The organism is Streptomyces sp. NPDC102406 (assembly GCF_044765725.1).
In the GTDB taxonomy this organism is placed as follows: Bacteria; Actinomycetota; Actinomycetes; order Streptomycetales; family Streptomycetaceae; genus Streptomyces.
Genome location: NZ_JBIWKP010000003.1, coordinates 53361 through 80040, shown reverse-complemented (window position 1 = coordinate 80040; position 26680 = coordinate 53361). Strand labels below are relative to the sequence as shown.

Here is a 26680-nt window from a genome sequence, read left to right as displayed (position 1 = left end):
GGAGGAACGTGACCTTCGGATTCGCCTCGTCCTCGGCCGCGTCGCTGTCCACGTCGTCGACGCGCACCGACAGGTCCGCCGGTTCCGTCAACCGGCCGACCAGGCTGCTGGAGCCCGCGGAGTGGGCGGCGGCGGGCATCCCGCTGCTGCGCAACCCGCGCGAGGTCGTCAGCGGCCTGCACACGCGTCATCGGCCGACGCCGCGGACCGCTGTGGTGGCCGTCCTCGACCCGGAGGAGCGGCTGCGCGCCAGCGCCTCGTTCACCTGCCGTGAGAACGCCGCCGACGGCTGGACGTTCCGCAACGCCCTGCTCTCCCAGTTGCGCCGGATCATCCCGCACGACCTGCGTCGCCGCACTCCGGTGCGGACAGCGGTCCTGCTCCACTGCCGTGAGGGCAGCACGCGTTGGACGGAGGAGGACGGAGCGTGGATGTGGGGGCTGCGGGACGCCTGCACGTTGCACGGCCTGCGCTGCGGGGCGTACATCACGATGACGGGCGACGGCTGGCAGGTGCTCGGCGAGGGCCGTGGCGGTCGGCGCCCGAGCGTGGGCTCCGTGGCCGAGGTCCTCGGCGGCGACGAGCAGCCGGCGCCGCGGACCGGCGGCGCCGCGACCGAGATGCTGCGCCGCGCCGCGGCTCGCTGATCCGCGCCGCCGCGGTCCCGCACCGGCCTGCCGGACTCCCCGGACACCGCGAGGCGGTGCGGGCAGCCGGCAAGCGGCGCGTCAGACCCCGGCGCCGAGCAGCGCGTTGACGCGCTGCGGGTCGCCGCACACGATCAGCAGGGCGGCGGCCCGGCGAAGGGCGAGCGGCAGCACCGTCGTGGCCGTCTCGTCGGCGCCGCCGTTCACGGCGACGACGACCACCGGCCGCGCCGCGGCACGGTCGAGGGCGGAGGCATCGGCGTAGAAGACGTCGTCGCCGGCGTCGTGCTGCGCCCAGTAGGCGTTCTCGCCGAACGACAGCTCGTGAGCGGCCCACGGGTGCGGCTGACCCGTGGTGATCACCAGGATGTCGCCGGGCGCGCGGCCCGTGTCGAGCAGCAGGTCGACAGCCTCCTCCGCCGCGTCCAGCGCACCGTCGGCCGGGGCCGGGACGAGCTGGATCTGCGGCTGGGCGGCCGAAGTCGAGGGAACGGCAGGGGCCTTGGGCCCCGGCTCGGCGGCGGGGGCCGACTCGCGCGGGGTGCGCTGCACGGGCGGCGCGGGCCTTGCGGGACCTGGACGGCCGGGTCGCGGCGGCGCCGCGGGACGCGGGCCGGGTACGGGGCGAGGGGTCGGCGCGGTGCGGGGACCCTGGGCACTCTCGTGAATCTGAGGCTCCTCGGGAATGAGAGGCATGAGCTGATATCTATCAAACGCGGGTACGGCTCGCGTCAGAGGGTGGCACATTTGTGCGAACGCAAGGGTCAGAAGTCGAAGCCGAGCTGGCCCTCGATTTCCGGAACGCTTGCCTCCGCCCAACTGCGGGCCTTCTTGAGGTGCCGCCACTGGGGCAGCGCATCAAGATACGCCCACGAAAGCCGGTGGTGCGGGGTGGGCCCCCACTCCTCCAGCGCGGCGCGATGCACCGGCGACGGGTATCCGGCGTTGGCCGCAAACCCGAAGTCTGCATGGTCGATGCCCAGTTCGGCCATCATTTTGTCGCGGCGAACCTTGGCGATCACCGATGCGGCGGCGACAGCGACGCAGGAACGGTCCCCCTTGATCACCGTGCGGACCTGCCAGGGGGCGCCCAGGTAGTCGTGCTTCCCGTCCAGGATCACCGCGTCCGGCCGCACCGGCAGCGCCTCGAGAGCGCGGACGGCGGCGAGCCGCAGTGCCGCGGTCATCCCCAGGTCGTCGATCTCCTCGTGCGAGGCGTGTCCCAGGGCATGCGCGGTGACCCAGCTCTCGAGCTGCTCCGCGAGCGCCTCGCGGCGCTTGGGGCTGATCAGCTTGGAGTCGGTGAGCCCTTCCGGCGGGCGCCGCAGTCCGGTGATCGCGGCGCAGACGGTGACCGGACCCGCCCAGGCGCCGCGGCCGACTTCGTCGACACCGGCGACGATCTTGGCACCGGTGAGGGCGCGCACGGAGCGCTCGACGGCGTGGGTGGGAGGTTCGTACGGCATGGCGGAAAACAGCGTACGCCGCCCGCGTCGGGCCCCTCCACCCGGCCGGGCTCAATCCACGTGACGCCGCACGAGGGGGACCATGACCTGGTCGATCAACGCGACCAGATCCGCCTCTCCCCATTCGCTTCCGCACACCTTGGAGCGGTACATCATCATCGCGGGGATGATGTCGTACACCGCGCCGTCCGCGGCCTCGGGCCGCACCTCACCCCGCGCGATCCCCCGGCGCACGACCTCCTCGATCAGTTGGACGCTGGGCTGGACGACGCCTTCGATGATCACCGTGTGGAAGCGCTCGGCGGTGAACGTGTCGCACTCGTGAAGGACGGAGCGAAGCGCGAAGCCCGGCCGGGAGTACATCGCCTCCCGCATCTGCCGGCACAGCTCCAGCAGATCGTCGCGCACGTTGCCGAGGTCCGGGGCGGAGTCCAGTTTGGGCAGGCCCGCCTGAAGGGCGTCGACCACCAGGTCCTCCTTGGAGGGCCAGCGCCGGTACACCGCAGCCTTGCCCGTCTGGGCGCTCGCGGCCACGCCTTCCATGGTCAGCCCGTTCCAGCCGACCGTGCTGAGCTGATCGAGCGCGGCGTCCAGGATGGCCCGTTCCAGCACGGGACCGCGCCTGCGCACAGGGGTGGCCGATCGAGCGGAAGCGGCCGTCCAGCGCGAAGTAACCATCGTCATCTCTCCGTTGAGCGGGTCGAGCGGCACGAGACGCACGGCAACAAGTGCAGTGAACGGTTGCGTTCACTGTAGGGGAGTCACTACCGTTGACGCGACAGTGAACGGCTACGTTCACTAATACGCTCGTGGGGGATCCATAGTGTCAACCTCTCAGTTAACGCAAGATCGGAAGCCGGGAGCAGCCCGCCGGGAGGGGCATCCGGGCATCGCACTCGCCGTCATCGCCGCCTGCCAACTCATGGTGGTCCTCGACGCGACGATTGTGAACATCGCGCTCCCGCACATTCAGAACGCCCTCAGTTTCTCGACCACCGACCTGACATGGGTCGTCAGCGCCTACACGCTCACCTTCGGCGGGCTGCTCCTTCTCGGCGGCCGGGCCGGTGACATCCTCGGTCGCCGCCGGGTCTTCATGACCGGCATCCTGCTGTTCACCTTCGCCTCCCTGTTGGGCGGACTCGCCCAGGAACCCTGGCAGTTGCTGGCCGCGCGCGCCCTTCAGGGTGTCGGTGGCGCCATCGCGTCACCCACCTCACTGGCCCTCATCACGACCACGTTCCCCGAAGGGCCTGAGCGGAACCGCGCGTTCGGCGTCTTCGCGGCGGTCTCCGCGGGCGGCGGCGCCGTCGGTCTCCTCGCCGGCGGGATGCTCACGGAGTGGCTCGACTGGCGCTGGGTGCTGTTCGTGAACGTGCCCATCGGCGTCCTGATCGCCGTCCTCACCCCGAGGTACATCAGCGAGTCCGAGCGTCACCCGGGACGGTTCGACATATCCGGCGCGCTCACCTCCACGCTCGGTATGGCCGCCCTCGTGTACGGCTTCATCCGGGCCGCCGAGGAGGGCTGGAGCGACAAACTCACCATCGCCTCGTTCGGCTCGGCCGTCGTGCTGCTGGTGGCGTTCGTGGCCATCGAGAGCAGGGCCAAGGAGCCGATCACGCCGCTGAGGATGTTCGCCGACCGCAACCGGTCGGGGACTTACGTGATCATGCTGAGCCTCGCCGCGGCCATGTTCGGCATGTTCTTCTTCATCGTCCTGTTCGTGCAGAACGTGCTGGGCTACTCGCCGATCAAGTCCGGTCTCGCCTTCCTTCCCGTGACGGTGGCGATCGCGCTCGGCGCCGGGCTGTCGCAGCGGTTCCTGCCGGTTCTGGGGCCGAAGCCGTTCCTGGTGGCAGGATCGGCGTTCGTGGTGGTCGGGCTCGCCTGGCAGACGCTCATCAGCCCCGACAGCTCCTACACGGGCGGGGTGCTCGGCCCCATGGTGATCTTCGGCTTCGGCATGGGCCTGAACTTCGTGACGGTGACCCTCACCGCGGTCTCCGGAGTGGCACCGCACGAGGCGGGAGCGGCGTCCGGGCTGCTCAACACCACGCAGCAGGTGGGCGGTTCGCTGGGTCTCTCCATCCTGACCACGGTCTTCGGCACGGCGAGCCGTGACGAGGCGAAGAGCCAGGTGGCCGACTTCATGGCCAACGCCTCACCGGAGCAGAAGGCCACGTTCGCCAAGACCCATGAGCTGCCCAGCCCATGGAGCCATGAGGTGCTGGCACACGGCATCTCGACGGCCTTCATACCGGCGGCGGCCATGGCGGTCCTCGCCCTGGTCGTCGCCGTACTGGTGATCAGGGTGCGCAAGAGCGACCTGGAGGCCCTCTCCGGCACCGCGAGCGCAGCCGCGCCCGTAGGAGGCTGAGGACCCGGCGGGAGGACGTGGATGCCGGGCGGGCCCGCACGGTCGGGGCCCGCCCGGCATCCCCACGGCCGCGCCCCTACGTGGGCGAACTGCCCGGCGCCCAGCCGGGAAGGGCCTCCGTACGGGCCAGCCAGTCGTCCGGAGGCGCGACGTCCTTGCCGGCGGCGACGACACCGCCCACGATCGCGCAGGTCGTGTCCATGTCCCCGCCCACCTGCGCGGTGCTCCAGAAGGCCCGCTCGAAGTCGCCGAGCCCGCGCGCGGCCGACCACAGGGCGAACGGCACGGTGTCGTGCGCCGTCGTCCGGCGCCCGCTCCCGAGCACCGCGGCCACGGTGACCGGGTCCCCGTAGTCGAGCATGCCCCTGGCCCGGCGCAGCCCCGCCTCCACCGCACTGCGCGGCACGAGCGCGATCACCCCGTCCAGCAGGTCCTGCGGGCTCGGCGGTCCCGCCGGGTCGGCCACGAGCGCCGCGGCGGCGGCCACCGCCATCGCGCCGACGACGGCCTCGCGGTGCTGATGTGTCGGGTAGGCCGAGATCTCGGCCTGGTGCGTGGCCTGCTCCGGGTCGTCGGCGTAATAGGCCCCGAGCGGCGCGATCCGCATAGCCGCCCCGTTGCCCCACGAGCCATGCCCCTTGAACAGCGCGGAGGCGAGAGTCCGCCAGTCGCCGCCCTCCCGGACCTGCCGCAGCAGCCGGTCCACCGCGGGCCCGTACCCGCGGTCGACGTCGTGGTGGTGGGCGAACGAGTGCGCCAGGGCGTCCTGGTCGACGCGGCCGTGCGCGGCCAGGACGGCCACGACGGAGCACGCCATCTCGGTGTCGTCGGTCCACTGCCAGGGGGCGTCCGGAAGCTCCTGGCGCTTGAGCAGCGGATAGTTCACCGGGACGAAGAACTGCGATCCCAGCGCATCGCCCACGGAGAGTCCGCGCAGGCTGGCCAGGGCGCGGTCCAAGCGCCGGTCGGGAGAGGAATCAGCGATCATCGGCCTGCCACTCTATCCAAGGGCCCCGTAGGAGACCGGGTCGCACCAGCGTTCGAATGGCCGGTTCATCTCGTACTTCCCGTTCTCCCCGAGAACGAGCGCCCGCATCTCGCCGTTCCCGGGATTCGACAGCGACTCGAATTCCGCGACCGTCCAGTGGAACCAGCGCATGCAGAACAGCCGCATCGTCAGCCCGTGCGTCACGAGCAGGACGTTCGGCGGGTGGTCCGGGTGCTCGAAACTGCGGTACAGACTCTCCAGGAACGCCCCTACACGGTCGTACACGTCCGCCCCGGACTCGCCCTGGGCGAAGCGGTAGAAGAAGTGGCCGTAGGCGTCGCGATACGCCTTCTGGAGCCGTACGTCGTCGCGGTCCTGCCAGTTTCCCCAGTCCTGCTCCCTGAGGCGGGGCTCCTCGCGCACCCGTACGAGATCAGGGTCGAGACCGAACGCCTGGAACGTCTCGTGGGTACGCCGGTACGGCGAGACGTAGACGCTGACGCGCTCATCGCCGAACAGTTCCCGCAGCTCTCTGCCGGTCTCCTCGGCCTGCAGCCGGCCCGTCTCGGTGAGCGCCAGGGCATGGTCGGGCTCGCGCTCGTACACGGTGTCGTCGGCATTGCCTTCCGACTCGCCGTGCCGGACCAATACGATGCGCCGCGGTCGTGCCATGCCCAAACACTAGATCGGTTCGGCCGGTTTCGAGTACTCGTACGGTCTCCGTCCGGCGGACGCGGGGCGCCACGCGCGCGTGCTCACGCGTACCCTCGCTCCTTCACACCGTCCAGGTCGGCTCCAGTTGCACGATGTCGCCGCTGATGGCCTCGATGTCGTCCTCGGTCCGGGCCCGCGTGGACAACCGCTCCACCCGGTCGACCTGGTACTTCCCGTGCTCCGCGGCGGACAGCCACATCGACAGGACCAGGAACTCGTCGCCCGGGGCCCCTCCGAAGAGGCCCCGGACCATCCCGGGCGAACCGGCCATCGCCGGGTTCCACACCTTCTGCTGCATCAGGGTGAAGTGCTCCGCCCGCTCGGCCCGGACCTTGCAATGCGCGATCCGGACGACGTCCGCGTCGGTGAACCTCGGCTCGAACCCCGTCTTCAGATCGAAGAGGTGGTCGAACAGCTTCGCCCGCATGTCCTTGTAGGTCCCCGTCTGGGCCGCGGCGAGCCGATCGTGGGAGCGGGCCATGAAGGAGTCGTAGAAGGCACGACTCTCCCAGAAGCCGAAGACATGGGCCACATCGGGCCGTTTCCTGCTCCAGCCCCCGCCCTGCCCCCGGAACCCCGGCTCCCCGAGGAGCCCCGCCCATTTCCGCTGTCCCCGCTCGAACCCCCGTCGGTCCACAACGGCGCAGCGAATCCACTTGACCAGCACCGCGCCATCGTACGGCGCGGTGCGTGACGCGGGGTCACTCTCCGGCGTAGTGCGCCCGTACCAACGCGGTGAGTTCGGCCGCGCTCAACTCGATCCCGAACTCACGATCGAGCACCGAACCCAACTCCCCTGCCTCCACCTCGCGTTCGGTCCGACGGCCGTCCGCGTACTCGACGACGAACTCCGACCCCGTGAGCAGGCGACGGGCGTCCCCGATGCCGTACTGCACCACAGGACGCCGGATGAACCCGGACCTGGGATGCGTGGAGGTGTAGTGATTCAGCACTACGTAGTCGACAGGAAGGCGCTCCTCCAGCGTGAAGGCGTACACATCACGCCAACCGTCCGGCTGTCGGCTGCGCAGCACCCAGGCGCCGTCCCCTTCCCTTTCCTTCTCGACGCCGAACTCCCATGCACCCTGCGTTCCTTGCGCACCGTCCTCCAGCGGTATCGGCTCCCGCAGTCCCGACGCGCCGAAACCGACGTCGCACAGCCACTCCCGTTCACCGGCCCATACGCGCGTCAGCATGTGCGTCACCGGTCGTACGGAGCCGGCCCCTAGGCGTACGCGGGCGCCGAGTCCGCGCACGGGGAAGCCGATGCGCTCCAGCACAGCGGCGAACAGCAGGTTGTGCTCGTAGCAGTAGCCTCCGCGGCGCCTGTTCACCAACTTGTCCTGGAGAGCGGGCAGATCGAGCGGCACCGGCCTGCCCAGCATCATCTCCAGGTTCTCGAACGGGATCGCGTCCACATGAGCGCGGTGCAGGCCGCGCAGCGTCTCCGCGTCCTGCTTGAGGTCCCCCGTATAGCCGATCCGCGCCGTGTAGGCGTCCATATCCAGTTCTTCCGCGTTCCAGGTCATGGCTCAATGATCCTTTGTCGGTGGGAGGACGTAGCGTGTTCGGCAGCACGCAATACCGCGCCGTGAAGGGGGAGTTCGGTGAGCAGTCTCCGCAAGGGGATCGAGAAGATCGAGGTCGGCCTGAAGTGGGATCCGAGTCCGCTGGGTTCGCCGCCTCATGACCTGGACCTCATCGCCGCGGCGTACACCGGCGAGGACCCGCACGGGAGCCCCGCCTACGTCGTCCACTTCGACAGCCGCTCCCCCGACGGGACCATCAACCTCAACCGGGACAGCAGGACCGGCCAGGGCTTCGGTTTCGACGAGGTCATGACCCTCGAACTGGACCGGCTCGCGCCTCGCTACGCGCGCGTGGTCGTGGGCGTGGTCATCCAGCAGAGCGAGCAACAGTCGGGCGCGGCCATCGTGTTCGGCGATGTGGCGAACACGGCGGTCCGCGTCCGGGAGGGCTACACCGACCTGTCGCAGCACGACCTCGCCGCGGTGGGGGGCAGCTCGGCGGCCACGTTCGCCGAGTTCACCAGAGGCAGCGACGGCGAGTGGGCGTTCCACGAGACCGTCCGCGGCTTCGACGGCGATCTCGCGGCGTTCGCCGCCGCGATGGGCGCCCTCTAGCGGGTGCGGCCGAGGACGCCGAAGGGGCGGCGGGACCGTGCAGGTCCTACCGCCCCTCCGGGTCGGACGGTCAGCTGCAACCGCTGGTCGAGCCGCAGCCCTCGCAGATGTAGCAGGAACCGGCGCGCTGCATCTTCGTACCGCAGGAGAAGCAGAGCGGGGCGTCCGCCTGGATGCCCAACTGCATCTCGACGAGCTCGGCGCTGGTGTGCGCCTGCTGCGGCGCGGGCTGCACCGCGGCCGCCTCGGCCTTGGGCGTCTCGACGGCCTTCAGGGGCTCGGCCTGCGCCTGGACGGGCGCCGACTGCGCCAGACCCTCGACGTCGACCTCGTCGTCGGACGGCTCGTAGGAGCCCGTCTCCAGGTGGCGCTGACGCTCCTCCGCGGAGTGGATGCCGAGCGCGGAGCGCGTCTCGAAGGGCAGGAAGTCGAGCGCCAGGCGGCGGAAGATGTAGTCGACGATCGACTGCGCCATCCGCACGTCCGGGTCGTCCGTCATACCGGCCGGCTCGAAGCGCATGTTCGTGAACTTCGAGACGTACGTCTCCAGCGGCACGCCGTACTGGAGACCCACGGAGACGGCGATGGAGAAGGCGTCCATCATGCCCGCGAGGGTCGAGCCCTGCTTGGACATCTTCAGGAAGACCTCGCCGAGACCGTCGTCGGGGTAGGAGTTGGCGGTCATGTAGCCCTCGGCGCCGCCCACCGTGAAGGAGGTGGTGATGCCGGGACGGCCCTTGGGGAGGCGCTTGCGGACCGGGCGGTACTCGACGACCTTCTCGACCGCCTTGCGGATCTCCGCCTCGGTCTTCTCGGTCACCTCGACCTTCTCCTTCTCCTTGGTCTTCGCGGAGAGGGGCTGGCCGACCTTGCAGTTGTCGCGGTAGATGGCGAGCGCCTTGACGCCCATCTTCCACGCCTCGAAGTAGACCTCCTCGACGTCCTCGACCGTCGCCGTCTCCGGCAGGTTGACGGTCTTGGAGAGGGCGCCGGAGATCCACGGCTGGATCGCGGCCATCATGCGGACGTGGCCCATCGCGGAGATGGAACGCTCGCCCATGGCGCAGTCGAAGACCTCGTAGTGCTCGGTCTTCAGGCCCGGGGCGTCGATCACATTGCCGTGGTCGGCGATGTGGGCGACGATCGCCTCGATCTGCTCCTCCTGGTAGCCCAGGCGGCGCAGGGCCTGCGGGACGGTGCCGTTGACGATCTGCATCGAGCCGCCGCCGACCAGCTTCTTGAACTTGACCAGGGCGAGGTCGGGCTCGAGGCCGGTGGTGTCGCAGGACATCGCGAGACCGATGGTGCCGGTCGGGGCGATGACGGACGCCTGCGAGTTACGGAAACCGTTCTTCTCGCCGAGGCGGAGCACGTCCTGCCAGGCCTCCGTGGCGGCGGCCCAGATCGGCGTGTCCAGGTCGTCCATGCGGACGGCCGCCGTGTTGGCGTCGGCGTGCTGCTTCATGACGCGCTGGTGCGGCGTGGCGTTCTTGGCGTAGCCGTCGTAGGGACCGACGACCGCGGCGAGCTCGGCGGAGCGCTTGTAGGACGTGCCCGTCATGAGCGAGGTGATGGAGCCGGCGAGGGCGCGGCCGCCGTCCGAGTCGTAGGCGTGGCCGGTCGCCATGAGCAGGGCGCCCAGGTTCGCGTAGCCGATGCCGAGCTGGCGGAAGGCGCGGGTGTTCTCGCCGATCTTCTGCGTCGGGAAGTCGGCGAAGCAGATGGAGATGTCCATCGCGGTGATGACCAGCTCGACGACCTTGGAGAAGCGCTCGACGTCGAAGGACTGGTTGCCCTTGTTGTCGTCCTTCAGGAACTTCATCAGGTTCAGCGAGGCGAGGTTGCAGGACGTGTTGTCCAGGTGCATGTACTCGCTGCACGGGTTCGAGCCGTTGATGCGGCCGGACTCCGGGCACGTGTGCCACTGGTTGATGGTGTCGTCGTACTGGATGCCGGGGTCGGCGCAGGCCCAGGCGGCCTCGGCCATCTTGCGGAAGAGCGACTTGGCGTCGACCTCCTCGATGACGTCACCGGTCATCCGGGAGGTGAGGCCGAACTTGCCGCCCTCCTCGACCGCCTTCATGAACGTGTCGTTCACACGGACCGAGTTGTTGGCGTTCTGGTACTGGACGGACGTGATGTCGTCGCCGCCCAGGTCCATGTCGAAGCCCGCGTCGCGCAGGGCGCGGATCTTCTCCTCCTCCTTCACCTTGGTCTCGATGAAGTCCTCGATGTCGGGGTGATCGACGTCGAGGATGACCATCTTGGCCGCGCGACGGGTGGCGCCACCGGACTTGATCGTTCCCGCGGAGGCGTCGGCACCGCGCATGAAGGAGACGGGGCCCGAGGCGTTGCCGCCGGAGGAGAGGAGCTCCTTGGAGGAGCGGATACGGGAGAGGTTCAGGCCGGCGCCGGAGCCGCCCTTGAAGATCATGCCCTCTTCCTTGTACCAGTCGAGGATCGACTCCATGGAGTCGTCGACGGCCAGGATGAAGCAGGCGGAGACTTGCTGGGGCTGCGGGGTGCCGACGTTGAACCAGACCGGCGAGTTGAAGCTGAAGATCTGGTGCAGGAGGGCGTAGGCCAGCTCGTGCTCGAAGATCTCGGCGTCAGCGGGGGAAGCGAAGTACTTGTAGTCCTCGCCGGCCTTCCGGTACGTCTTCACGATGCGGTCGATGAGCTGCTTGAGGCTCACCTCGCGCTGCGGGGTGCCGACGGCGCCCCGGAAGTACTTGCTGGTCACGATGTTGACCGCGTTCACCGACCAGAACTCGGGGAACTCGACGCCACGCTGCTCGAAGTTGATCGAGCCGTCGCGCCAGTTGGTCATGACGACGTCGCGATACGCCCATTCCACCTCGTCGTACGGATGCACGCCGGGGGTGGTGTGGATGCGCTCGATACGCAGGCCCTTGCTCGCCTTGGCACCCTTTGCGCGGGAACCCCGTGCCGGGCCGCTCGCCGTCTCTGTCATGCCGCCTCCCATATACCGGGCTAAAACGCCCTAAAGTGCCGCGTGATTCCCGTGGCACGGTGTGTGTCTTGTACTGCGACCGCCGCTCTCGCCGCCCGCAGCAGGTCCTTGTTGGCCGCCGACCGCCCCTGGCCGGTCAGTCGGCGGCGTGTGCGGGCACGGGGACTCCTACCGTCCCGCCGGGCCCGCCGTCACTCTCCACGCGCTCGCCGCCCGCGCGGCCCGCCTCCGCGCCGGGCCCCTGCTCCCTCAGCTCCGCGATCGCCGACTCGAAGTCCTCCAGCGAGTCGAAGGCCCGGTACACGGACGCGAAACGCAGGTAGGCGACGAGGTCCAGCTCCTGAAGGGGGCCCAGTATGGCCAGGCCCACGTCATGGGTGGTCAGTTCGGCGCTGCCGGTGGCCCGCACCGCTTCCTCCACGCGCTGGCCGAGCAGAGCCAGGGCGTCCTCGGTCACCGGGCGCCCCTGGCACGCCTTGCGCACTCCGTTGATGACCTTGGTGCGGCTGAAGGGTTCGGTGACCCCGCTCCGCTTGACCACCATCAGTGAACACGTCTCCACCGTCGTGAAACGACGGGAGCAGTCCGGACACTGACGGCGCCGGCGGATCGCTGTGCCGTCGTCGGTGGTGCGGCTGTCGACGACACGGCTGTCGGGGTGCCTGCAGAAGGGACAGTGCATGAACTCCCAACCCTCCTTCACGGCACGACTCGATAGCCCCAAGAGGCGGTTTCCGCCCCTCGAAGCAGCCCCAAGCATAGGCGATGACCTGGGTCGCGAAACCACCGGGACCACAACCCCTGGGCTGCTGATGCCATCCAACCACTAGATGTGGTGCTCGGCTGCCTTTGGGGTACTAGAGCGTGTCGAGGAAGCGGAGTCGACCGCACACAGCCCGGAAACACCACAGGCCACAGCCTTCGACCGGCACGGCGCACGCGAGAAGGGGCCGGTATCCGGAGGGCGAAGCCACCAATGGCAGACTGGGACGGCCCTAGGAGCGGGCCGCGGGCTCGGCGGTGAAGCGTACCGGATTGAACCGAAATGCCGCTCTCCGGTCGCCGGTCATACACCCAGGCACATGATCACGACAAGTAATCTACGGTTTTTCACTCGAACGTGTGTTTGGCGCAACCTTTCGAAAGGAACTACCGTTGGCTAGCTAGGGAGACATTCGAGAGGGGCCTAACGACGTGACCACGACCGCAGACAGTGCCACCATCACTGCCCAGGGCCGCGCCCAGGGCCGACTCGAGCCGGTGCATGCCATGAATGACGCGCCCATGAGCCCGGAGGGGCCGAAGCCAGGCCGCTCCTTGCCCGGCCGACCTCCGGGTATCCGCGCGGACAGTTCGGGGCTCACCGACCGCCAGCGGCGCGTCATCGAGGTCATCCGGGACTCGGTGCAGCGTCGCGGGTACCCGCCGTCGATGAGGGAGATCGGTCAGGCGGTGGGCCTGTCCAGCACGTCGTCGGTCGCGCACCAGCTCATGGCTCTCGAACGCAAGGGCTTCCTCCGCCGCGACCCGCACCGCCCGCGCGCCTACGAGGTCCGCGGCTCCGACCAGCCGAGCGCGCAGCCCACGGACACGACGGGCAAGCCGGCCGCCTCGTACGTGCCGCTGGTCGGCCGGATCGCCGCCGGTGGGCCGATCCTGGCCGAGGAGTCGGTCGAGGATGTCTTCCCGCTCCCCCGGCAGTTGGTCGGCGACGGCGAGCTGTTCGTCCTGAAGGTCGTCGGTGACTCCATGATCGAGGCCGCGATCTGCGACGGCGACTGGGTCACGGTCCGCCGCCAGCCCGTCGCGGAGAACGGCGACATCGTCGCCGCCATGCTCGACGGCGAGGCCACCGTCAAGCGGTTCAAGCGCGAGGACGGCCACGTGTGGCTCCTCCCCCACAACGCCGCGTACCAGCCGATCCCCGGTGACGAGGCGACGATCCTGGGCAAGGTCGTGGCTGTGCTGCGCCGGGTCTGACCCCTCCCTGACCGGGCCCCGGAACCAACTGCGCCGGTTCCGGGGCCCTGCGCTGTCCGCAGCGGCCCCGGTCCTCGGCGGGACCGCCCCGCGGGGCGGTCCCGCGGGGCTACTTCCCGTCCGCCGTCGCCGTCGCGTCGATCGCCGCGAGTGAGCGACGCGCCTGAGTCCGGTCCGTCGTGTACCAGAAGTCCGGCATCGAGGCCCGCAGATAACTGCCGTAGCGGGCTGTCGCCAGACGGGGGTCGAGGACGGCGACGACCCCACGGTCACCGGTCGCGCGCACCAGGCGGCCCGCTCCCTGCGCCATCAGCAGCGCCGCGTGGGTCGCGGCCACCGCCATGAAACCGTTGCCCCCCGCGTCCTCCACCGCCTTCTGCCGGGCGCTCATCAGCGGGTCGTCGGGCCGGGGGAACGGGATCTTGTCCATGACGACGAGCTGGCAGCTCGCGCCCGGTACATCCACGCCCTGCCACAGCGACAGCGTGCCGAAGAGACATGTCTTCGGATCCGCCGCGAAATTCTTGATCAGCTCGCCGAGGGTGTCCTCGCCCTGCAACAGGATCGGGAACTCGGGGATCCGCTCACGCAGCTCCTCGGCAGCCGCCTGAGCGGCGCGCATCGAGGAGAACAGGCCCAGCGTCCTGCCGCCCGCGGCCTGCACCAGCTCGGTCAGCTCGTCCAGCATGTCGCTCCGCGTGCCCTCGCGGGCGGGGCGGGCCAGGTGCTTGGCGACGTAGAGGATGCCCTGCTTCGGGTAGTCGAAGGGGGAGCCGACGTCGACGCCCTTCCAGACGGGCAGGTCGTCGCCCTGGGTGCCTTCGGGAGCGAGGCCCAGGGAGGCGCCCACGCCGTTGAAGTCGCCGCCGAGTTTGAGGGTCGCCGAGGTCAAGGTGACCGAGCGCTCCGAGAACAGCTTCTCCCGGAGCAGGCCCGACACGGACATGGGTGCCACCCGCAGGGAGGCGCCGCTCTGCCGGAAGGAGGATCCGGCGCGGGGCTCATGGCGCTCGTACCAGACGACGTCCCACTCCGACCCGTTCGTGATCCGCTCCGCGACGTCGTGGATCGTCTCCACGGAGGCGAGCGCCTGCTTGCGTACGGCGTCCTCGTCCTGGACGGACTTGTCGCGCGTGGAGCCGATGGCGGTGATCACCGTCCGCGCGGCGTCACGCAGCGCCATCAGGGCATAGCCCAGGTCTTCGGGGATCTCCTCGAGTCGGCCCGGCAGGGCCAGCTCCATGAGCCGCTCGAAGCCCTCGGCGGCGGTCTGGAGCTGGTCCGCGGCCTTCTCGTTCACCAGCTTCGCGGCGCGCCGGACCGCGCGGTTGACCTGGCCGGGGGTGAGCTCGCCCGTCGCCACCCCGGTCACCCTGGACACCAGCTCATGGGCCTCGTCCACGATGAGGACCTCGTGCTCGGGCAGGACCGGAGCGCCCTCGATGGCGTCGATCGCGAGCAGCGCGTGGTTGGTCACGATGACGTCGGAGAGCTTGGCCCGCTCCCGGGACATCTCCGCGAAGCACTCCTGCCCGTACGCGCACTTCGACGCGCCGAGACATTCTCGCGAGGAGACGGAGACCTGGGACCAGGCCCGGTCGGAGACACCGGGCGTGAGGTCGTCCCGGTCGCCGGTCTCCGTCTCGTCCGCCCAGTCCCGCATACGCAGCAGGTCCTGGCCGAGCTTGCTGGTCGGTGCCGCCGCCTCGAACTGGTCGAAAAGGCCCTCTTCCTCGTCCTGCGGCATGCCTTCGTGGAGGCGGTGCAGGCACAGGTAGTTCGACCGGCCCTTGAGCATGGCGAAGGTGGGGCGGCGGCGCAGCAGCGGATGCAGGGCCTCGACCGTGCGCGGCAGGTCCCGCTCGACGAGCTGGCGCTGGAGGGCGAGCGTGGCCGTGGCCACCACGACGCGCTCCCCGTGGGCCAGGGCCGGCACGAGGTATCCGAGGGACTTTCCGGTACCGGTGCCCGCCTGGACCAGGAGGTGGGAACCGTCGTCGATCGCCTCGGCGACGGTCTCGGCCATGGTCACCTGGCCAGGGCGCTCCGTGCCGCCGACAGCGGTGACGGCGGCGTGCAGGAGCTCGGGGAGTGAGGGCTTCGTCATAGCTCGACCACCCTAGACGGCCCCACTGACAATCCCGCGATCACCACTGGTGCAGGGGGTTGGCGACGGTGCCGTGGACGGCGGCGTGCGGGCGGTGCGACCGGTCGCGGTAGCCGTCGAGGTGGAGGCGGTTGCGGTTGAGGCACAGGCGCTCGATCCGGGGGGTGAGCAGGTCGAACATCTCGTACCGCTCCTTCAGCTCCGGGAAGCGGGCGTGGTGGCGCAGGATCTCGGCGCGTACCAAGGACCAGAACTCCGCCTCCGGGACGCCGAGTTGTGCTTCGCACAGGGGTGCCAGGAAGCGGAAGACGCCGATGAAGAGGCCGGAGTGGATGAACTGGGTGAGGAAGCCGGGACTCTCCGTGAGCAGCACGTCGCGTACGGCCTGCGGCATGGAGGCGTGTTCCGGCAGCGGCTCGGCGCTGACATTGACGTCGTCGACGAAGTCCTTCACGGCGAGGCGCACGGGTACCTCCTGTTCGTCGAAGACGACGATGGCGTTCTCCCCGTGCGGTGAGAAGACGGTCCCGTAGCGGTACAGGAAGCGCAGCAGGGGCGGCAGGAGCGCGGCGAAGAGCCTGCGCAGCCAGGTTTTCGCATCGAGTCCCGAGCGCTTCACGAGTTCTGCGGTGAACGCGCGTCCGCGCGGGTCGACGAGTAACAGGGAGGCGAGCGTGCGGGCACGCTCTCCGGGGGCGAGGTGGCGGGTCACGGGCTCTCGCCAGATGGCGCCGAGCAATTCCTTGTACTGGTACGGGACTTCGTCGAGGCCGCCGTAGACGGGGTGCTGCACCGCCACGGAGGCGACCTCCCCCAGCAGGATGACTCCGCACTCGTCCTTGAGGAAGGAATCTTCGTCCCGCAAGGCGTGCATCCAGGTGGTGACGGCGGGGGCGGCAAGGGTGCGCTCCGTCGGGAGCCCGCGCCAGACAAGGGTGTTGAGCACGGACAGGGGCAGTTTGACGGTGTGCCGTTCCGGGTGGGTGGTGTTCAGGAACGTACGGATCGACTGTTGGGGAAGTCGCTGGTCGCCGTCGGTGGGGAGCGGCACGATCATGTCGCCGGCGACGGCGGGCGCGAAGAGCGGAAGCACGGTGTCGTCCCACTGCCAGGGGTGAACCGGCAGATAGAGGTACGCGGCCGGGTCCAGGCCCCGCGCGCGCAGGCGCTCGGCGAACAACTGGCGGATGGGCGGGTCGAGTTCCTTGGAGTACAGCGAGTCGGCGGTCTCCAGTCCCGCGGTGCCCCGGTAGGTGGCGAGGCTGGTGTGGACGGCGATCCAGGGGAGGCTGGTGGGTCGGCGCGCCTCGGGGGCCCAGCGGGCGGTGTCGGTCGCCGTGAAGCCGAGGCGGCCTTTGTTGAGGACGATCCAGGGGTGGCCGGTCTGGTGGCCTTCGAGTGCGGCGTATCCGAGGTCGGCGAGTTCGGGTGCGGTCAGGGCGGTGTGGTCGAGCCGGGTGTCGGCGGCGAGGGTGACGGAGAGTTCGCGCACGAAGTGGCCGAGGGTGGTGCCGTCGAGGCCGAGGAGGTCTTTGGTACGCAGGAGGAAGGCAAGGGGGTCGGTGCAGGGTTCGGGGGCGGGAGGGTCGGTCGTTTCGCCGTCGGAGGTGCTGGGTCCGGCGGCCCACATGAGGCTTTCCGGGTCCACCTGCCAGCTTCCGTAGGCGCCGCGGCGGGCGGTGAACCGGAGTCGGCCGCCGGGGTCCTCGCCCCGGCCCGGCACCGTCAACGTGTAGGCGTGGCCGCCTGACTCCGGGGTGGGGCCCTCGGGCTGCGGCCGGAGGATCTCCTCGTACGCGAACTCGCCGACCAGCTTGGCCAGCAGGCGTGCGCCCGCCCTGTCCCAGTTCTCACGCGTGAGCTCGGGCGGGTCGTAGAGCACGGGCGGTTCTGCGGGGTTCGGGACGACGGACGGATTCGGCACGGGAACTCCTCGCGAGGGAACCGGGTCGGGTCGAGCGGGGTATCGGCGGTGGCGCGCTCACAGCAGGGTGCGCAGGGCTCGGTCACGGACCATGAGCGCGGCCCGCTTGTCGGGGAGGTCGACCTCGGCGGCGAAGCGGAAGCCGGCACTCAGGAAGGCGGAGACGGACGGGGTGTTGCGAAGGTCGGGTTCCGCGATGACGCGCGCGCACGCCGGGCGGTGGTCGAGGACGAGGTCGGCGACGGCTTTGAGGAGCGTGGTCCCGAGGCCGCGGCCGCGATGAGCGACGCCCCCGATGAGGAGGTGGACGCCGGTGTCGTGCGGGCGGGCGGGGTAGTGGCGGGCCAGCGGGTCGAGGTCGGCGCGGTAGATCTCCCAGTAGCTCATTGGTCTGCCGTCCAGGACGCCGAGGCAGGGCACGCTGCGGCCGTCGCCGTCGAGCTGCGGGGCGAGGTGGTCCGCGGTGACCTTCTCGGGGCCCGCCAGCTCCCAGAAAGCGGCGACGGCGGGGTCGTTCATCCAGCGGCTGATGAGTCCGAGGTCGCGGTCGACGCGGGCCGGGACGAGCTGGAACACGCCTGAGGGGGTGGTGACGGGCCCCCACTCCCCCACACGGTCGAGCAGGTCGTCCGTCGCGTCGGCGTCCGTCCCGTCGGCGGGTCGCGGCCCGCCCTGGTCGGCGATGAACTCGATCAGTTCGTCGGGCAGGCGCAGGTCCAGGGTGTCCTGGCCGTCCGGGTCGGCGGCGGGGGCCGCGTCGGTGTCGGTGCTCGCGTCGGTGGGGGGCACGGCGGCGCTCCTCTCGTGACGTGGTGCGGGGCGTGGTCCTCGGGTGGCCGGGATGTGAGGAGCGGGATGTCAGAGGTGCAGGGGGTTGGCGATGGTGACGTAGACGGACTGGGTGTCGACGGGGCCGACGAGTTCGTCGAGGCCGTGCAGGCGGGTGAGGAGGTTCGCCTTGCAGCGCAGGGTGGGCGAGTCGAGGAGGCGGGCGGGCAGGGGGCTGCGCAGTCGCTCCGGGCCGGTGACGGCCTCGCCGAGGAAGCGGCGGAACGCCGCGAGCAGCAGGCGTTCGTCGGCGAGTCGCTGGGAGCCGAAGGCGCCGATGAGGCCGAAGACGTTGTTGATGCCGAGGTAGTAGGCGAAGCGTTCGTCGGTGACCTCGTCGGAGACGATGGTGTCGCTGAGCGCGCCGATGCCGGGCAGTCGGGCGTCGAGCGCGGCGCGGTGGGACTCGCGGAAGTAGTAGCCCTGGTTGTCGCGGTAGCGCCCGCCGGTGGGCCATCCGTCGGCGTCGAGCAGGAGGAGGGTGTTCTGCTGGTGCGCCTCCAGGGCGATGCCGGCTTCGCTGTCGAGCCAGAGCACGGGACGTACCACGTGCCGGAGATAGCGCAGGAACCACTCGGTCGCCACGGCGCCGCGAGGGCGTCCGGTCCGCGCCGCGAGGCGGGTGATGATGTCGGCGAGCCGGGAGCTCATCGGGGCGCGGTCGAGGGGGTCGGCCGGGTCGTGGGGCGGCCGGGGCGAGACGAGTCCGGCGATGCAGGAGACGTCGTCGCCCGGTCCGAAGGGGTTGTTGCGGATCATGACGTCGAGGCCGGGGACGGGGTCGCCCGCCGGGTCGTCGACCGCGAGCCAGGCGGGGTCGCGGACGATGTCGAAGCGGGGGTGGACGGCGTGCCACTGCTCGGCGAGGCCGTTGCGCAGCAGGCGGTGGACCTCGACGCCGCGGTGCAGTTCCTTGCGGAGGTTCTCCCGGCGGGAGTTGGTGATCCGCAGGCCGAGCGAGAGTTTCAGCATCGCCGGCGCGCCGGGCCGGTACAGGGTCCGTACGGAGGAGGTGGGGAACCAGGGTTCGCCGTGCGGGCCGAGGTCGCGCAGGACGCCCTCGTCCAGGAGCGCGGCGGTGCCGGGGCGGTGCTGGAGCTCGCGGAGTTGCCAGGGGTGCAGGGGCAGGGCGGCGTGGCCGGGGGGCAACGGGAGGTCGCTTCCGGCGAGTCGGGCGGTGAGGTGGGGGGCGGGGACGGCGCGACCGCGTTCGGTCCAGGCCGAGTCGTGGGCGAGGACGTCGGGCGCGACGGCGATCCAGTGCAGGGGGAAGGAGCCGCGCAGTTCCGGGGAGTAGAGCCGGGCTTCGGCCTCGGAGAGTCCTTCGCGGCTCTTCGGGGTCGGGTGCAGCGGGTGGCCGAGGAGCAGGGCCTGTTCACCGGCGAGGAAGCGGTCGGGGTCGTCGGCGCGGTGACGGCGCCGGTCGGCGATGAACCCGGCCGTGCGGCGCACGGAGTCGGCGACGCGTCCGACCAGGTCGCCGCCGTCGCCGGAGGGAGCCTGCGCGGGGAGTTCGGTGATGTCGCCGAGGACGGTGGTCGTCGGGGCGGATTCGCGGCTCAGCAGGGCGGCGAGCGTCACGGCGTCGACGCACGGGGCGCCTTGGGGACCGTCCTCCAGGTAGGGCAGGCCGAAGCGGTGCCAGCCGGTGGGTGACCAGTGGTGGACCGGGACGAGGAGGGCGGTGCCGCTCGCGGGGAGGGCGACGCGCAGGGCGCCGACGGAAGGTGGAGCGAGGTCGTTCTCGCGCACCCAGCAGCGCAGCAGGTTCTCCACTGCCGCGACCTGGGCGGCGGTCCCGGCATCGGGGTGTTCCAGCAGGTCGACGGGGGCGGTGTGCGGATGGTCGGCCTCTTGGACGCCGCTTTTCTGCCAGGGGACGGTGTCGCCCTCCGGCGCGGGCGGGGCCTGCGTGTCGCAGGCTCCTCCGACAGGGGGGAGGGGACGGCCGTCGGATGCGGGAGTGGCGTTCAAGAGTGCTTCCTTGCGTGGGGTGGGGGCTCCGAGATGCGGTGGTCCGGCTGGTCCGGTTGCCGCGGTTGTCGCTGGGGCGGGGCGTGCCGCCTGGTCCGAAGGGGGCGGCTGGGGCGTGCGGGGGGCGCGGCGTTCGGTGTTCGACACGCTCCTAGGTGTGCGCGCGGGCCACCGCGGTGAGCGCGTCCGCGAGCCGGTCGACGACCGCCGCCGCCTGTTCGTCGGTGATGGTGAGCGGGGGCAGGAGGCGTACGACGCTGGAGTGCCGGCCGCCGAGCTCGACGATCAGGCCCCGGTCCAGGCAGGCGTCGCGGACGGCCGCGGCCAGGTCGGGCGCGGCGGGGAGCGGTGTGCTGGTGGGTCCGCCGAGGAGCGGGTCGGCCGAGAGGTCGTCGTCATCGACGATGCCCGGGGTGCCGGTGAGGCCGGTGGTGCGGGGCGCGCCGGCGCAGCTCGGGGCGCCTTCCGGGTCGACGATCTCCACCCCGATCATGAGTCCCCGGCCTCGTACGTCGCCGATGCACGGGAACTCCTTGGCCAGGGACTGGAGTTGGCCGATCATGCGGGCGCCGAGTTCGCCGGCGCGGTCGGCGAGGCCGTTCTCCCGTACGTGGGCCAGGGTGGCCGCCCCGGCGGCCATCGCGAGCTGGTTGCCCCGGAAGGTGCCCGCGTGGGCGCCGGGCTTCCAGACGTCGAGGTCGTCGCGGTAGACGATCACCGCGAGCGGGAGGCTGCCGCCGATCGCCTTGGACAGCACCATCACGTCCGGCACGACACCGCTGTGGTCCACGGCCCAGAACGCGCCGGTCCTGCCGACCCCGGTCTGCACCTCGTCGGCGATCAGCGGGATCGAGCGGGACTCGGTGATCGTCCGCATGCGGCGCAGCCAGGTGTCGGGGGCCGGGATGACACCGCCTTCGCCCTGCACCGGTTCGAGGATCATGCCTGCCGGGCGCGGCACCCCCGACTTGGTGTCGTCCAGGAGCGATTCGGTCCAGCGGGCGGCGAGTTCGGCCCCGCGCGGTCCGCCGATGCCGAAGGGGCAGCGGTAGTCCTGCGGGTAGGGCAGGCGCGCGACGCGGACGTCCTGCGCCCCGCTCGATGCTTCGAGAGCCCCGGCGGTCATGCCGTGGTACGCGCCGGTGAAGGCGAGCAGACCGGTGCGGCCGGTGGCGGTGCGGACCAGTTTGAGGGCGGCCTCGACGGCGTCCGTGCCGGCCGGTCCGCAGAACTGGATGCGGGCCCGGTCGGCGAGGGCGGGCGGCAGCGTACGGAACAGTTCGGTGGTGAAGGCGTCCTTGACGGGGGTGGCCAGGTCGAGGACGTGCAGGGGGGCGCCCGAGTCGAGCACCGCGCGGATGGCCTCCAGCACCACCGGGTGGTTGTGGCCGAGGGCGAGGGTGCCGGCGCCGGAGAGGCAGTCCAGGTAACGGCGGCCGTCGGCCCCCTCGATGGTGAGGCCACGGGCCCGTACCGGCACGATCGGCAGGGCGCGCGCATAGGTGCGCGCCGCCGACTCCCGCGCGGACTGGCGGAGCAGGATCCCTTCGTGCACGGCACTTCCGGGTGCGGCGCTTTCGGTCACGGCCACGGCTGCTGGTCCTCCCGCTGGGGATACGGCCGACTGGTCTTGTCGACTCACCGGTGGGCGGGGCGGGTCGGCGGGTGCGGCAACCGAAGGACCGCCCTGGCGGCACACCAGGACGGCTCCAGGGCTGAGCACCGACCGCGGGCCCCCCGTACGCACTAACGACGGGGAGGCGGGAGGAACACGGGCCGCGCGAAGACTGCGAAACGAGACCTTCGCCACATGCGCCGCGCTCGCCGCGGAAGCGTCACACGCGGCACGACCGCGTTGCGGGGCGTGGGGGGGGTGAGCGCCATGATCCCTCCGTGACGGAACCGTTGCGGTTCCGTCGGTCGTCCCCCACGGCACCGGCATAGTGTGGGGTGCCGTTCGGGGAGGGGCCGCACATCCGTCCACCGCACCTGTTCGGCAGTGCAACGATCTCGAAGCCCAGGGGGATTTCACACCATGCGACCCATACGTCCGCTGTCCGCCGTTCGCCGTGCCGGGAGCACGCGCGGCAGAACGACCCCCGTGGCGGCGGCCGTCGCTCTCGGGGCGGTGCTCGCGCTGACCGCCACCGCCTGCGGTCCGTCCGAGGACGGCGCGAGTGACAAGGCGTCGTCCTCCGCGGCGGCGGGCGGCGACTCGATCAAGATCCCGGACCACATCAAGGAGAAGCTCAAGGAGCACGGGATCGATCCGGACAAGTGGAGGCACGGCGCGTGGAAGAACTGGGACAAGGACAAGTGGCTGCGTGAGGCGCAGGACTTCGTCAACCCGATCATCGACGGTCTGTGGGACTCCGACCGGATGCGCGACGCCGACAAGAACCCCGGCGGAGAGGTCGACGAGAACGACCTCTCCGGCGATCAGGGCGTGACGGACCCGACGCCGCGGCCGGTGCGGGCGGCGGACGCCGGGAGCCCATATCACGAGAGTGCGCCGTACGCGGGCAAGTTGTTCTTCGACGGTCCCGAGGGATCGATGGTCTGCTCGGCCACTGTGGTCTCCGACCCGGCCCACCCCGGCAAGTCCGACATGATCTGGACGGCCGGTCACTGCGTGCACGCGGGCAAGAAGGGCGGCTGGTACCGCAACATCGCCTTCGTGCCCTCGTACAACAACGGTGGCAAGAGCGCGGCGGAGTTGCAGGGGGCGCCCAAGAGCGAGGTCGCTCCGTACGGCGTGTGGTGGGGCAACTGGGCGCAGACGTCCGACCAGTGGATCGAGCAGGGCGGGCCGACCGGCGGGCTCGGCGCGCCCTACGACTTCGCCGTCATCCATGTGACGCCGGAGAAGGGCAGCACGGGCAAGTCCCTGGAGGAGACGGTGGGTTCGTCGCTCCCGGTGAACTTCGCCGCACCGGCGGTGCCGAAGATCTCCCAGCTCACGGCGAAGGGGTATCCGGCGGCTCCGCCGTTCGACGGCCAGAAGCTGTTCCAGTGCGCGGACAAGCCGGGGCGTCTGTCGCTGAACACGACGGACCCGACGATGTACCGGATCGGCTGCACGATGACGGGTGGCTCGTCAGGCGGCGGCTGGGTCGGGCTGGGCGCCGACGGCAAGCCGGCGCTGGTCTCCAACACCTCGATCGGCCCGGTGTCGGCGGGCTGGCTCGCCGGTCCCCGGCTGGGCAAGGAGGCCAAGGGGATCTACGACGCCGTGAGCAAGAAGTTCGCCGGCCAGTAAGTCCCATAGCGGACGCCAGTAGTCCCATAGCGGACGCCACGCCAGTAGTCCCGTCGCGACGCCGACAGTCCCGTCGCGACGCCGGTAGGCACGTAGTGACGCCGGTAGTTCCGCAATGACGACGGCGGTGGGTGCGGAAACCTTCACCGTCCCACCGCCGTTCGTCCTCGACCCCGCAGGCATAGTGGGGTGCTGTGTCATCAGGGGTGCGCGCGGATGCCCGCGCCATCGATGACACGCTCATGACAGAACTCGCGCGCCGACGTCCGCGGCGGACCACCGCCCCGGACGCGTCGCGCGCCGCATTTCTCGGGGGTTACCGCACCATGCGTTCCATACGTCCGTCAGCCGCCCGTGGCCGACGGCACCGCACCGTCCTCGCCGCGACCGGGCTCGCCGCCGCGCTGGCGCTCACCGCCACCGCCTGCGACGACGGCAAGGACAGCAAGACCGGCAACGACACGGCCGGGGGCGCCGCCGCCTCGTCGCAAGGGTCCGACGGTGGGGCCGGACTGTCGGCCGATATCGCCGGCCGGCTGAGGCAGCACGGCATCGACCCCGACGAGTGGAAGAACGGGGCCTGGAAGAACTGGGACAAGGACGACTGGCTGCGCGAGGCCGAGGACTTCGTCAACCCGGTCATCGACGGGCTGTGGAAGCCCGAGCGGATGAAGTCCGCCAAGGACCCGGACAAGACGATCGCCGCGCAGGACGCCGCCGGTGACCAGGGCATCTCCGACCCGGAGCCCGCGCCCGTCCGGGCGCAGGCCGAGAAGGTGCCGTACCACGAGAACGCGGCGCCGGTCGGCAAGGTCTTCTTCGACTCCCCCGAGGGATCGATGGTCTGCTCCGGCACCGTCGTGAAGGACCCGCGCCACCCGGGGAAGTCGAACATGGTGTGGACCGCGGGCCACTGCGTGCACGCGGGCGCGGCGGGCGGCTGGTACCGCAACATCGCGTTCGTGCCGTCCTACAACGACCAGGGCAAGTCGGCGGACGCGCTGCGCGGCGCGACGCGGACGGAGATCGCCCCGTACGGCACCTACTGGGCCGACTGGGCCTCCACCTCGAACGAGTGGATCGAGCAGGGCGCCGGATCGGGCGGCGCGGGCGCCCCGTACGACTTCGCCGTGCTGCACGTGAAGCCGGAGCAGGGCACCAAGTCCCTTGAGGAGACGGTCGGGAACGCGCTCGACGTGGACTTCTCGGCGCCGTCCGTCCCGTCGGTCGCCTCGATGGGCGCGTGGGGGTACCCGGCCGCTCCGCCCTTCGACGGGCTGCTGATGAACAAGTGCGTCGACCGGCCGGGACGGCTCTCCCTCAGCCCCGAGCAGCCGACGATGTACCGCATCGGCTGCACGATGACGGGTGGTTCGTCGGGCGGCGGCTGGTTCCGTGTCCGTGACGGCAAGACCGTCCTGGTGTCGAACACCTCGATCGGCCCGGCCGACAACACCTGGCTGGCCGGACCGCAGTTGGGCCGGGAAGCCGAGCAGGTCTTCGACACGATGAGCCAGAAGCACGGCAGCCAGTAGGAGCGCGCCTTGAAGGCGTGCGACTGCCTCTCGGCCCGCATGTGAAGGAGCCCCGCCCGAGTTCGCCCGGGCGGGGCCCCTTCACATGCGGCAGGTCAGCTCGCGGCCGCCGCGGGAACGTACGGCGCGAGATCCGCCGCGAGTTCCTCGTGGACGCGGGCCTTCAGCAGCGTGCCCTCCGGGGTGTGCTCCTCGGAGATCACGTCACCGTCACTGTGCGCCCGCGCGATCAACTGGCCGTGCGTGTACGGCACGAGCGCCTCGATCTCGACCTCGGGCCGCGGCAGTTCGACGTCGATGAGTTCGAGCAACTCCTCGATGCCCATGCCCGTACGGGCCGAGACGGCGATCGAACGCTTCTCCTGGCGCATCAGGCGCTGGAGCACCAGCGGATCCGCCGCGTCCGCCTTGTTGATCACCACGATCTCGGGGACCTCGGTGGCACCGACGTCACGGATGACCTCGCGCACGGCGGCGAGCTGCTCCTCGGGCGCCGGGTGCGAACCGTCGACCACGTGCAGGATCAGGTCGGAGTCACCGACCTCCTCCATCGTGGAGCGGAACGCCTCGACGAGGTGGTGCGGCAGGTGCCGGACGAAGCCGACCGTGTCGGCCAGCGTGTAGAGCCGTCCGCTCGGGGTCTCGGCTCGGCGTACGGTCGGGTCGAGGGTGGCGAACAGTGCGTTCTCCACCAGGACGCCCGCGCCGGTGAGGCGGTTGAGCAGGGACGACTTGCCCGCGTTGGTGTACCCGGCGATGGCGACCGAGGGCACCTTGTGGCGACGGCGCTCCTGACGCTTGATCTCGCGGCCCGTCTTCATGTCCGCGATCTCCCGGCGCATCTTCGCCATCTTCTCGCGGATGCGTCGCCGGTCCGTCTCGATCTTGGTCTCACCAGGACCACGGGTGGCCATACCACCGCCGGAACCGGAGGAGCCACCGCCACCCATCTGACGGGAGAGCGACTGACCCCAGCCGCGCAGTCGCGGCAGCATGTACTGCATCTGCGCGAGCGCGACCTGCGCCTTGCCCTCTCGGGACTTGGCGTGCTGGGCGAAGATGTCGAGGATCAGGGCGGTCCTGTCGACCACCTTGACCTTGACGACGTCTTCGAGGTGGATGAGCTGGCCGGGGCTCAGCTCACCGTCGCAGACGACGGTGTCGGCCCCGGTCTCCAGGACGATGTCCCGCAGCTCCTGAGCCTTGCCCGAACCGATGTACGTCGCCGCGTCCGGCTTGTCGCGGCGCTGGATGACACCGTCGAGCACCAGGGCGCCCGCGGTCTCGGCGAGGGCGGCCAGCTCCGCGAGCGAGTTCTCCGCGTCGTCGACCGTGCCCGACGTCCAGACACCGACGAGCACCACGCGCTCCAGGCGGAGCTGTCGGTACTCGACCTCGGTGACGTCCTCCAGCTCGGTGGAGAGGCCCGCCACTCGGCGCAGGGCCGCGCGCTCGGAGCGGTCGAACTGGTCGCCGTCCCGCGCGGTGTCGATCTCATGGCTCCAGGCGACGTCCTCTTCCATCAGGGCATCGGCCCGAAGACCTTCGGTGTGGTTCTGCGCGAGGCTCTGCGCTTCCTGGGAAGGGGAAGAAGAGGAGGTCATTGGATCCTTACGTCGCTCGGATGCGGTGGAGATGACGGGCACCGGGCCCGTCATGTGTGACAACGCGCGATCGGGCTCCGGGATTCCCGGCGGGCCGATCCGGCCGCGGACCTGAAGATGTTCGCACGGGACGGGCCGTCTCGTCACCCGGGTTAT

The 26680-nt window shown here is 70.5% G+C and carries 21 protein-coding genes; 6 read left to right on the top strand and 15 right to left on the bottom strand.

From position 1 onward, the window contains the following. Window positions 1-8 precede the first annotated feature (8 nt). Entirely contained in the window at window positions 9-647 is a 639-nt protein-coding gene (locus ACIRF8_RS13970; protein ID WP_404214400.1) for a hypothetical protein, read from the top strand. An 81-nt stretch (window positions 648-728) separates the two neighbouring features. Here ACIRF8_RS13970 and ACIRF8_RS13965 read toward each other — a convergent pair whose 3' ends face one another. The 3 genes from ACIRF8_RS13965 to ACIRF8_RS13955 all read right to left on the bottom strand — a co-directional run bounded on the left by ACIRF8_RS13965 (window position 729) and on the right by ACIRF8_RS13955 (window position 2791). Next, window positions 729-1343, bottom strand: coding sequence for a hypothetical protein (locus ACIRF8_RS13965; RefSeq protein ID WP_404214399.1), 615 nt, complete (start codon window positions 1341-1343; stop codon window positions 729-731). A 68-nt stretch (window positions 1344-1411) separates the two neighbouring features. Continuing rightward, window positions 1412-2113 (bottom strand): ribonuclease HII, encoded by a 702-nt coding sequence (locus tag ACIRF8_RS13960; protein ID WP_404214397.1) that lies wholly within the window; start codon window positions 2111-2113, stop codon window positions 1412-1414. A gap of 51 nt (window positions 2114-2164) precedes the next feature. Beyond that, entirely contained in the window at window positions 2165-2791 is a 627-nt protein-coding gene (locus ACIRF8_RS13955; RefSeq protein ID WP_404215886.1) for a TetR/AcrR family transcriptional regulator, read from the bottom strand. A gap of 145 nt (window positions 2792-2936) precedes the next feature. Here ACIRF8_RS13955 and ACIRF8_RS13950 point away from each other — a divergent pair, with 145 nt between their 5' ends. Beyond that, on the top strand, window positions 2937-4493 hold the full coding sequence (locus ACIRF8_RS13950; RefSeq protein ID WP_404214395.1) for an MFS transporter: 1557 nt from the start codon (window positions 2937-2939) through the stop codon (window positions 4491-4493). A 76-nt stretch (window positions 4494-4569) separates the two neighbouring features. Here ACIRF8_RS13950 and ACIRF8_RS13945 read toward each other — a convergent pair whose 3' ends face one another. The 4 genes from ACIRF8_RS13945 to ACIRF8_RS13930 form a co-directional block, all read right to left on the bottom strand. After that, complete coding sequence (locus tag ACIRF8_RS13945; RefSeq protein WP_404214393.1) at window positions 4570-5481, bottom strand: ADP-ribosylglycohydrolase family protein; 912 nt, start codon at window positions 5479-5481, stop codon at window positions 4570-4572. Window positions 5482-5493: 12 nt separating this feature from the next. Then, a complete protein-coding gene (locus ACIRF8_RS13940; protein WP_404214391.1) occupies window positions 5494-6153 on the bottom strand; it encodes a histidine phosphatase family protein in 660 nt (219 codons plus the stop codon). Window positions 6154-6256: 103 nt separating this feature from the next. Continuing rightward, window positions 6257-6862 (bottom strand): YdbC family protein, encoded by a 606-nt coding sequence (locus ACIRF8_RS13935; RefSeq protein ID WP_404214389.1) that lies wholly within the window; start codon window positions 6860-6862, stop codon window positions 6257-6259. 34 nt (window positions 6863-6896) lie between these two features. Then, on the bottom strand, window positions 6897-7724 hold the full coding sequence (locus ACIRF8_RS13930) for an arylamine N-acetyltransferase (RefSeq protein ID WP_404214388.1): 828 nt from the start codon (window positions 7722-7724) through the stop codon (window positions 6897-6899). Window positions 7725-7802: 78 nt separating this feature from the next. On the opposite strand from ACIRF8_RS13930, the gene ACIRF8_RS13925 reads away from it, so the two are divergent. Continuing rightward, a complete protein-coding gene (locus ACIRF8_RS13925; RefSeq protein ID WP_404214386.1) occupies window positions 7803-8339 on the top strand; it encodes a TerD family protein in 537 nt (178 codons plus the stop codon). Between the two features lie 70 nt (window positions 8340-8409). Here the strand turns inward: ACIRF8_RS13925 and ACIRF8_RS13920 are convergent, their stop codons facing one another. Together ACIRF8_RS13920 and nrdR are read right to left on the bottom strand one after the other, a co-directional pair. Beyond that, window positions 8410-11313, bottom strand: coding sequence for a vitamin B12-dependent ribonucleotide reductase (locus ACIRF8_RS13920; protein ID WP_404214384.1), 2904 nt, complete (start codon window positions 11311-11313; stop codon window positions 8410-8412). Window positions 11314-11449: 136 nt separating this feature from the next. Then, window positions 11450-11995, bottom strand: coding sequence for a transcriptional regulator NrdR (nrdR, locus tag ACIRF8_RS13915; protein WP_404214382.1), 546 nt, complete (start codon window positions 11993-11995; stop codon window positions 11450-11452). 512 nt (window positions 11996-12507) lie between these two features. Between nrdR and lexA the strand changes: the two genes are divergently transcribed. After that, a complete protein-coding gene (gene lexA / locus ACIRF8_RS13910) occupies window positions 12508-13293 on the top strand; it encodes a transcriptional repressor LexA (protein ID WP_404214380.1) in 786 nt (261 codons plus the stop codon). Between the two features lie 109 nt (window positions 13294-13402). Here the strand turns inward: lexA and ACIRF8_RS13905 are convergent, their stop codons facing one another. From ACIRF8_RS13905 to ACIRF8_RS13885, 5 genes are all read right to left on the bottom strand, one after another. Continuing rightward, window positions 13403-15400 (bottom strand): ATP-dependent DNA helicase, encoded by a 1998-nt coding sequence (locus ACIRF8_RS13905; protein ID WP_404214378.1) that lies wholly within the window; start codon window positions 15398-15400, stop codon window positions 13403-13405. 40 nt (window positions 15401-15440) lie between these two features. Then, the gene (locus ACIRF8_RS13900) at window positions 15441-17324 is read right to left on the bottom strand and encodes an IucA/IucC family protein (RefSeq protein WP_404214376.1); all 1884 of its coding nucleotides are present in this window, start codon (window positions 17322-17324) and stop codon (window positions 15441-15443) included. 57 nt (window positions 17325-17381) lie between these two features. Continuing rightward, entirely contained in the window at window positions 17382-18113 is a 732-nt protein-coding gene (locus ACIRF8_RS13895; protein ID WP_404214374.1) for a GNAT family N-acetyltransferase, read from the bottom strand. A 69-nt stretch (window positions 18114-18182) separates the two neighbouring features. Continuing rightward, window positions 18183-20126: an IucA/IucC family protein gene (locus ACIRF8_RS13890; protein WP_404214372.1), complete on the bottom strand. Its 1944-nt coding sequence runs from the start codon at window positions 20124-20126 to the stop codon at window positions 18183-18185. 151 nt (window positions 20127-20277) lie between these two features. Beyond that, window positions 20278-21717, bottom strand: coding sequence for a diaminobutyrate--2-oxoglutarate transaminase family protein (locus ACIRF8_RS13885; RefSeq protein WP_404214370.1), 1440 nt, complete (start codon window positions 21715-21717; stop codon window positions 20278-20280). Between the two features lie 444 nt (window positions 21718-22161). Between ACIRF8_RS13885 and ACIRF8_RS13880 the strand changes: the two genes are divergently transcribed. Together ACIRF8_RS13880 and ACIRF8_RS13875 are read left to right on the top strand one after the other, a co-directional pair. Next, entirely contained in the window at window positions 22162-23385 is a 1224-nt protein-coding gene (locus tag ACIRF8_RS13880; RefSeq protein ID WP_404214368.1) for a trypsin-like serine peptidase, read from the top strand. A 326-nt stretch (window positions 23386-23711) separates the two neighbouring features. Further along, window positions 23712-24920 (top strand): trypsin-like serine peptidase, encoded by a 1209-nt coding sequence (locus ACIRF8_RS13875; protein WP_404214366.1) that lies wholly within the window; start codon window positions 23712-23714, stop codon window positions 24918-24920. Window positions 24921-25015: 95 nt separating this feature from the next. Here the strand turns inward: ACIRF8_RS13875 and hflX are convergent, their stop codons facing one another. After that, window positions 25016-26524: a GTPase HflX gene (gene hflX / locus ACIRF8_RS13870; protein WP_404214364.1), complete on the bottom strand. Its 1509-nt coding sequence runs from the start codon at window positions 26522-26524 to the stop codon at window positions 25016-25018. Window positions 26525-26680: the final 156 nt, after the last annotated feature.

What these genes read in the sequence shown, in the direction of transcription:
- ACIRF8_RS13965 (WP_404214399.1), bottom strand. Translation starts at nt 1,343, where the DNA reads ATGCCTCTCATTCCCGAGGAGCCTCAGATTCACGAGAGTGCCCAGGGT.
- ACIRF8_RS13960 (WP_404214397.1), bottom strand. Translation starts at nt 2,113, where the DNA reads ATGCCGTACGAACCTCCCACCCACGCCGTCGAGCGCTCCGTGCGCGCC.
- ACIRF8_RS13955 (WP_404215886.1), bottom strand. Translation starts at nt 2,791, where the DNA reads ATGGTTACTTCGCGCTGGACGGCCGCTTCCGCTCGATCGGCCACCCCT.
- ACIRF8_RS13945 (WP_404214393.1), bottom strand. Translation starts at nt 5,481, where the DNA reads ATGATCGCTGATTCCTCTCCCGACCGGCGCTTGGACCGCGCCCTGGCC.
- ACIRF8_RS13940 (WP_404214391.1), bottom strand. Translation starts at nt 6,153, where the DNA reads ATGGCACGACCGCGGCGCATCGTATTGGTCCGGCACGGCGAGTCGGAA.
- ACIRF8_RS13930 (WP_404214388.1), bottom strand. Translation starts at nt 7,724, where the DNA reads ATGACCTGGAACGCGGAAGAACTGGATATGGACGCCTACACGGCGCGG.
- ACIRF8_RS13920 (WP_404214384.1), bottom strand. Translation starts at nt 11,313, where the DNA reads ATGACAGAGACGGCGAGCGGCCCGGCACGGGGTTCCCGCGCAAAGGGT.
- nrdR (WP_404214382.1), bottom strand. Translation starts at nt 11,995, where the DNA reads ATGCACTGTCCCTTCTGCAGGCACCCCGACAGCCGTGTCGTCGACAGC.
- ACIRF8_RS13905 (WP_404214378.1), bottom strand. Translation starts at nt 15,400, where the DNA reads ATGACGAAGCCCTCACTCCCCGAGCTCCTGCACGCCGCCGTCACCGCT.
- ACIRF8_RS13880 (WP_404214368.1), top strand. Translation starts at nt 22,162, where the DNA reads ATGCGACCCATACGTCCGCTGTCCGCCGTTCGCCGTGCCGGGAGCACG.
- ACIRF8_RS13875 (WP_404214366.1), top strand. Translation starts at nt 23,712, where the DNA reads ATGCGTTCCATACGTCCGTCAGCCGCCCGTGGCCGACGGCACCGCACC.
- hflX (WP_404214364.1), bottom strand. Translation starts at nt 26,524, where the DNA reads ATGACCTCCTCTTCTTCCCCTTCCCAGGAAGCGCAGAGCCTCGCGCAG.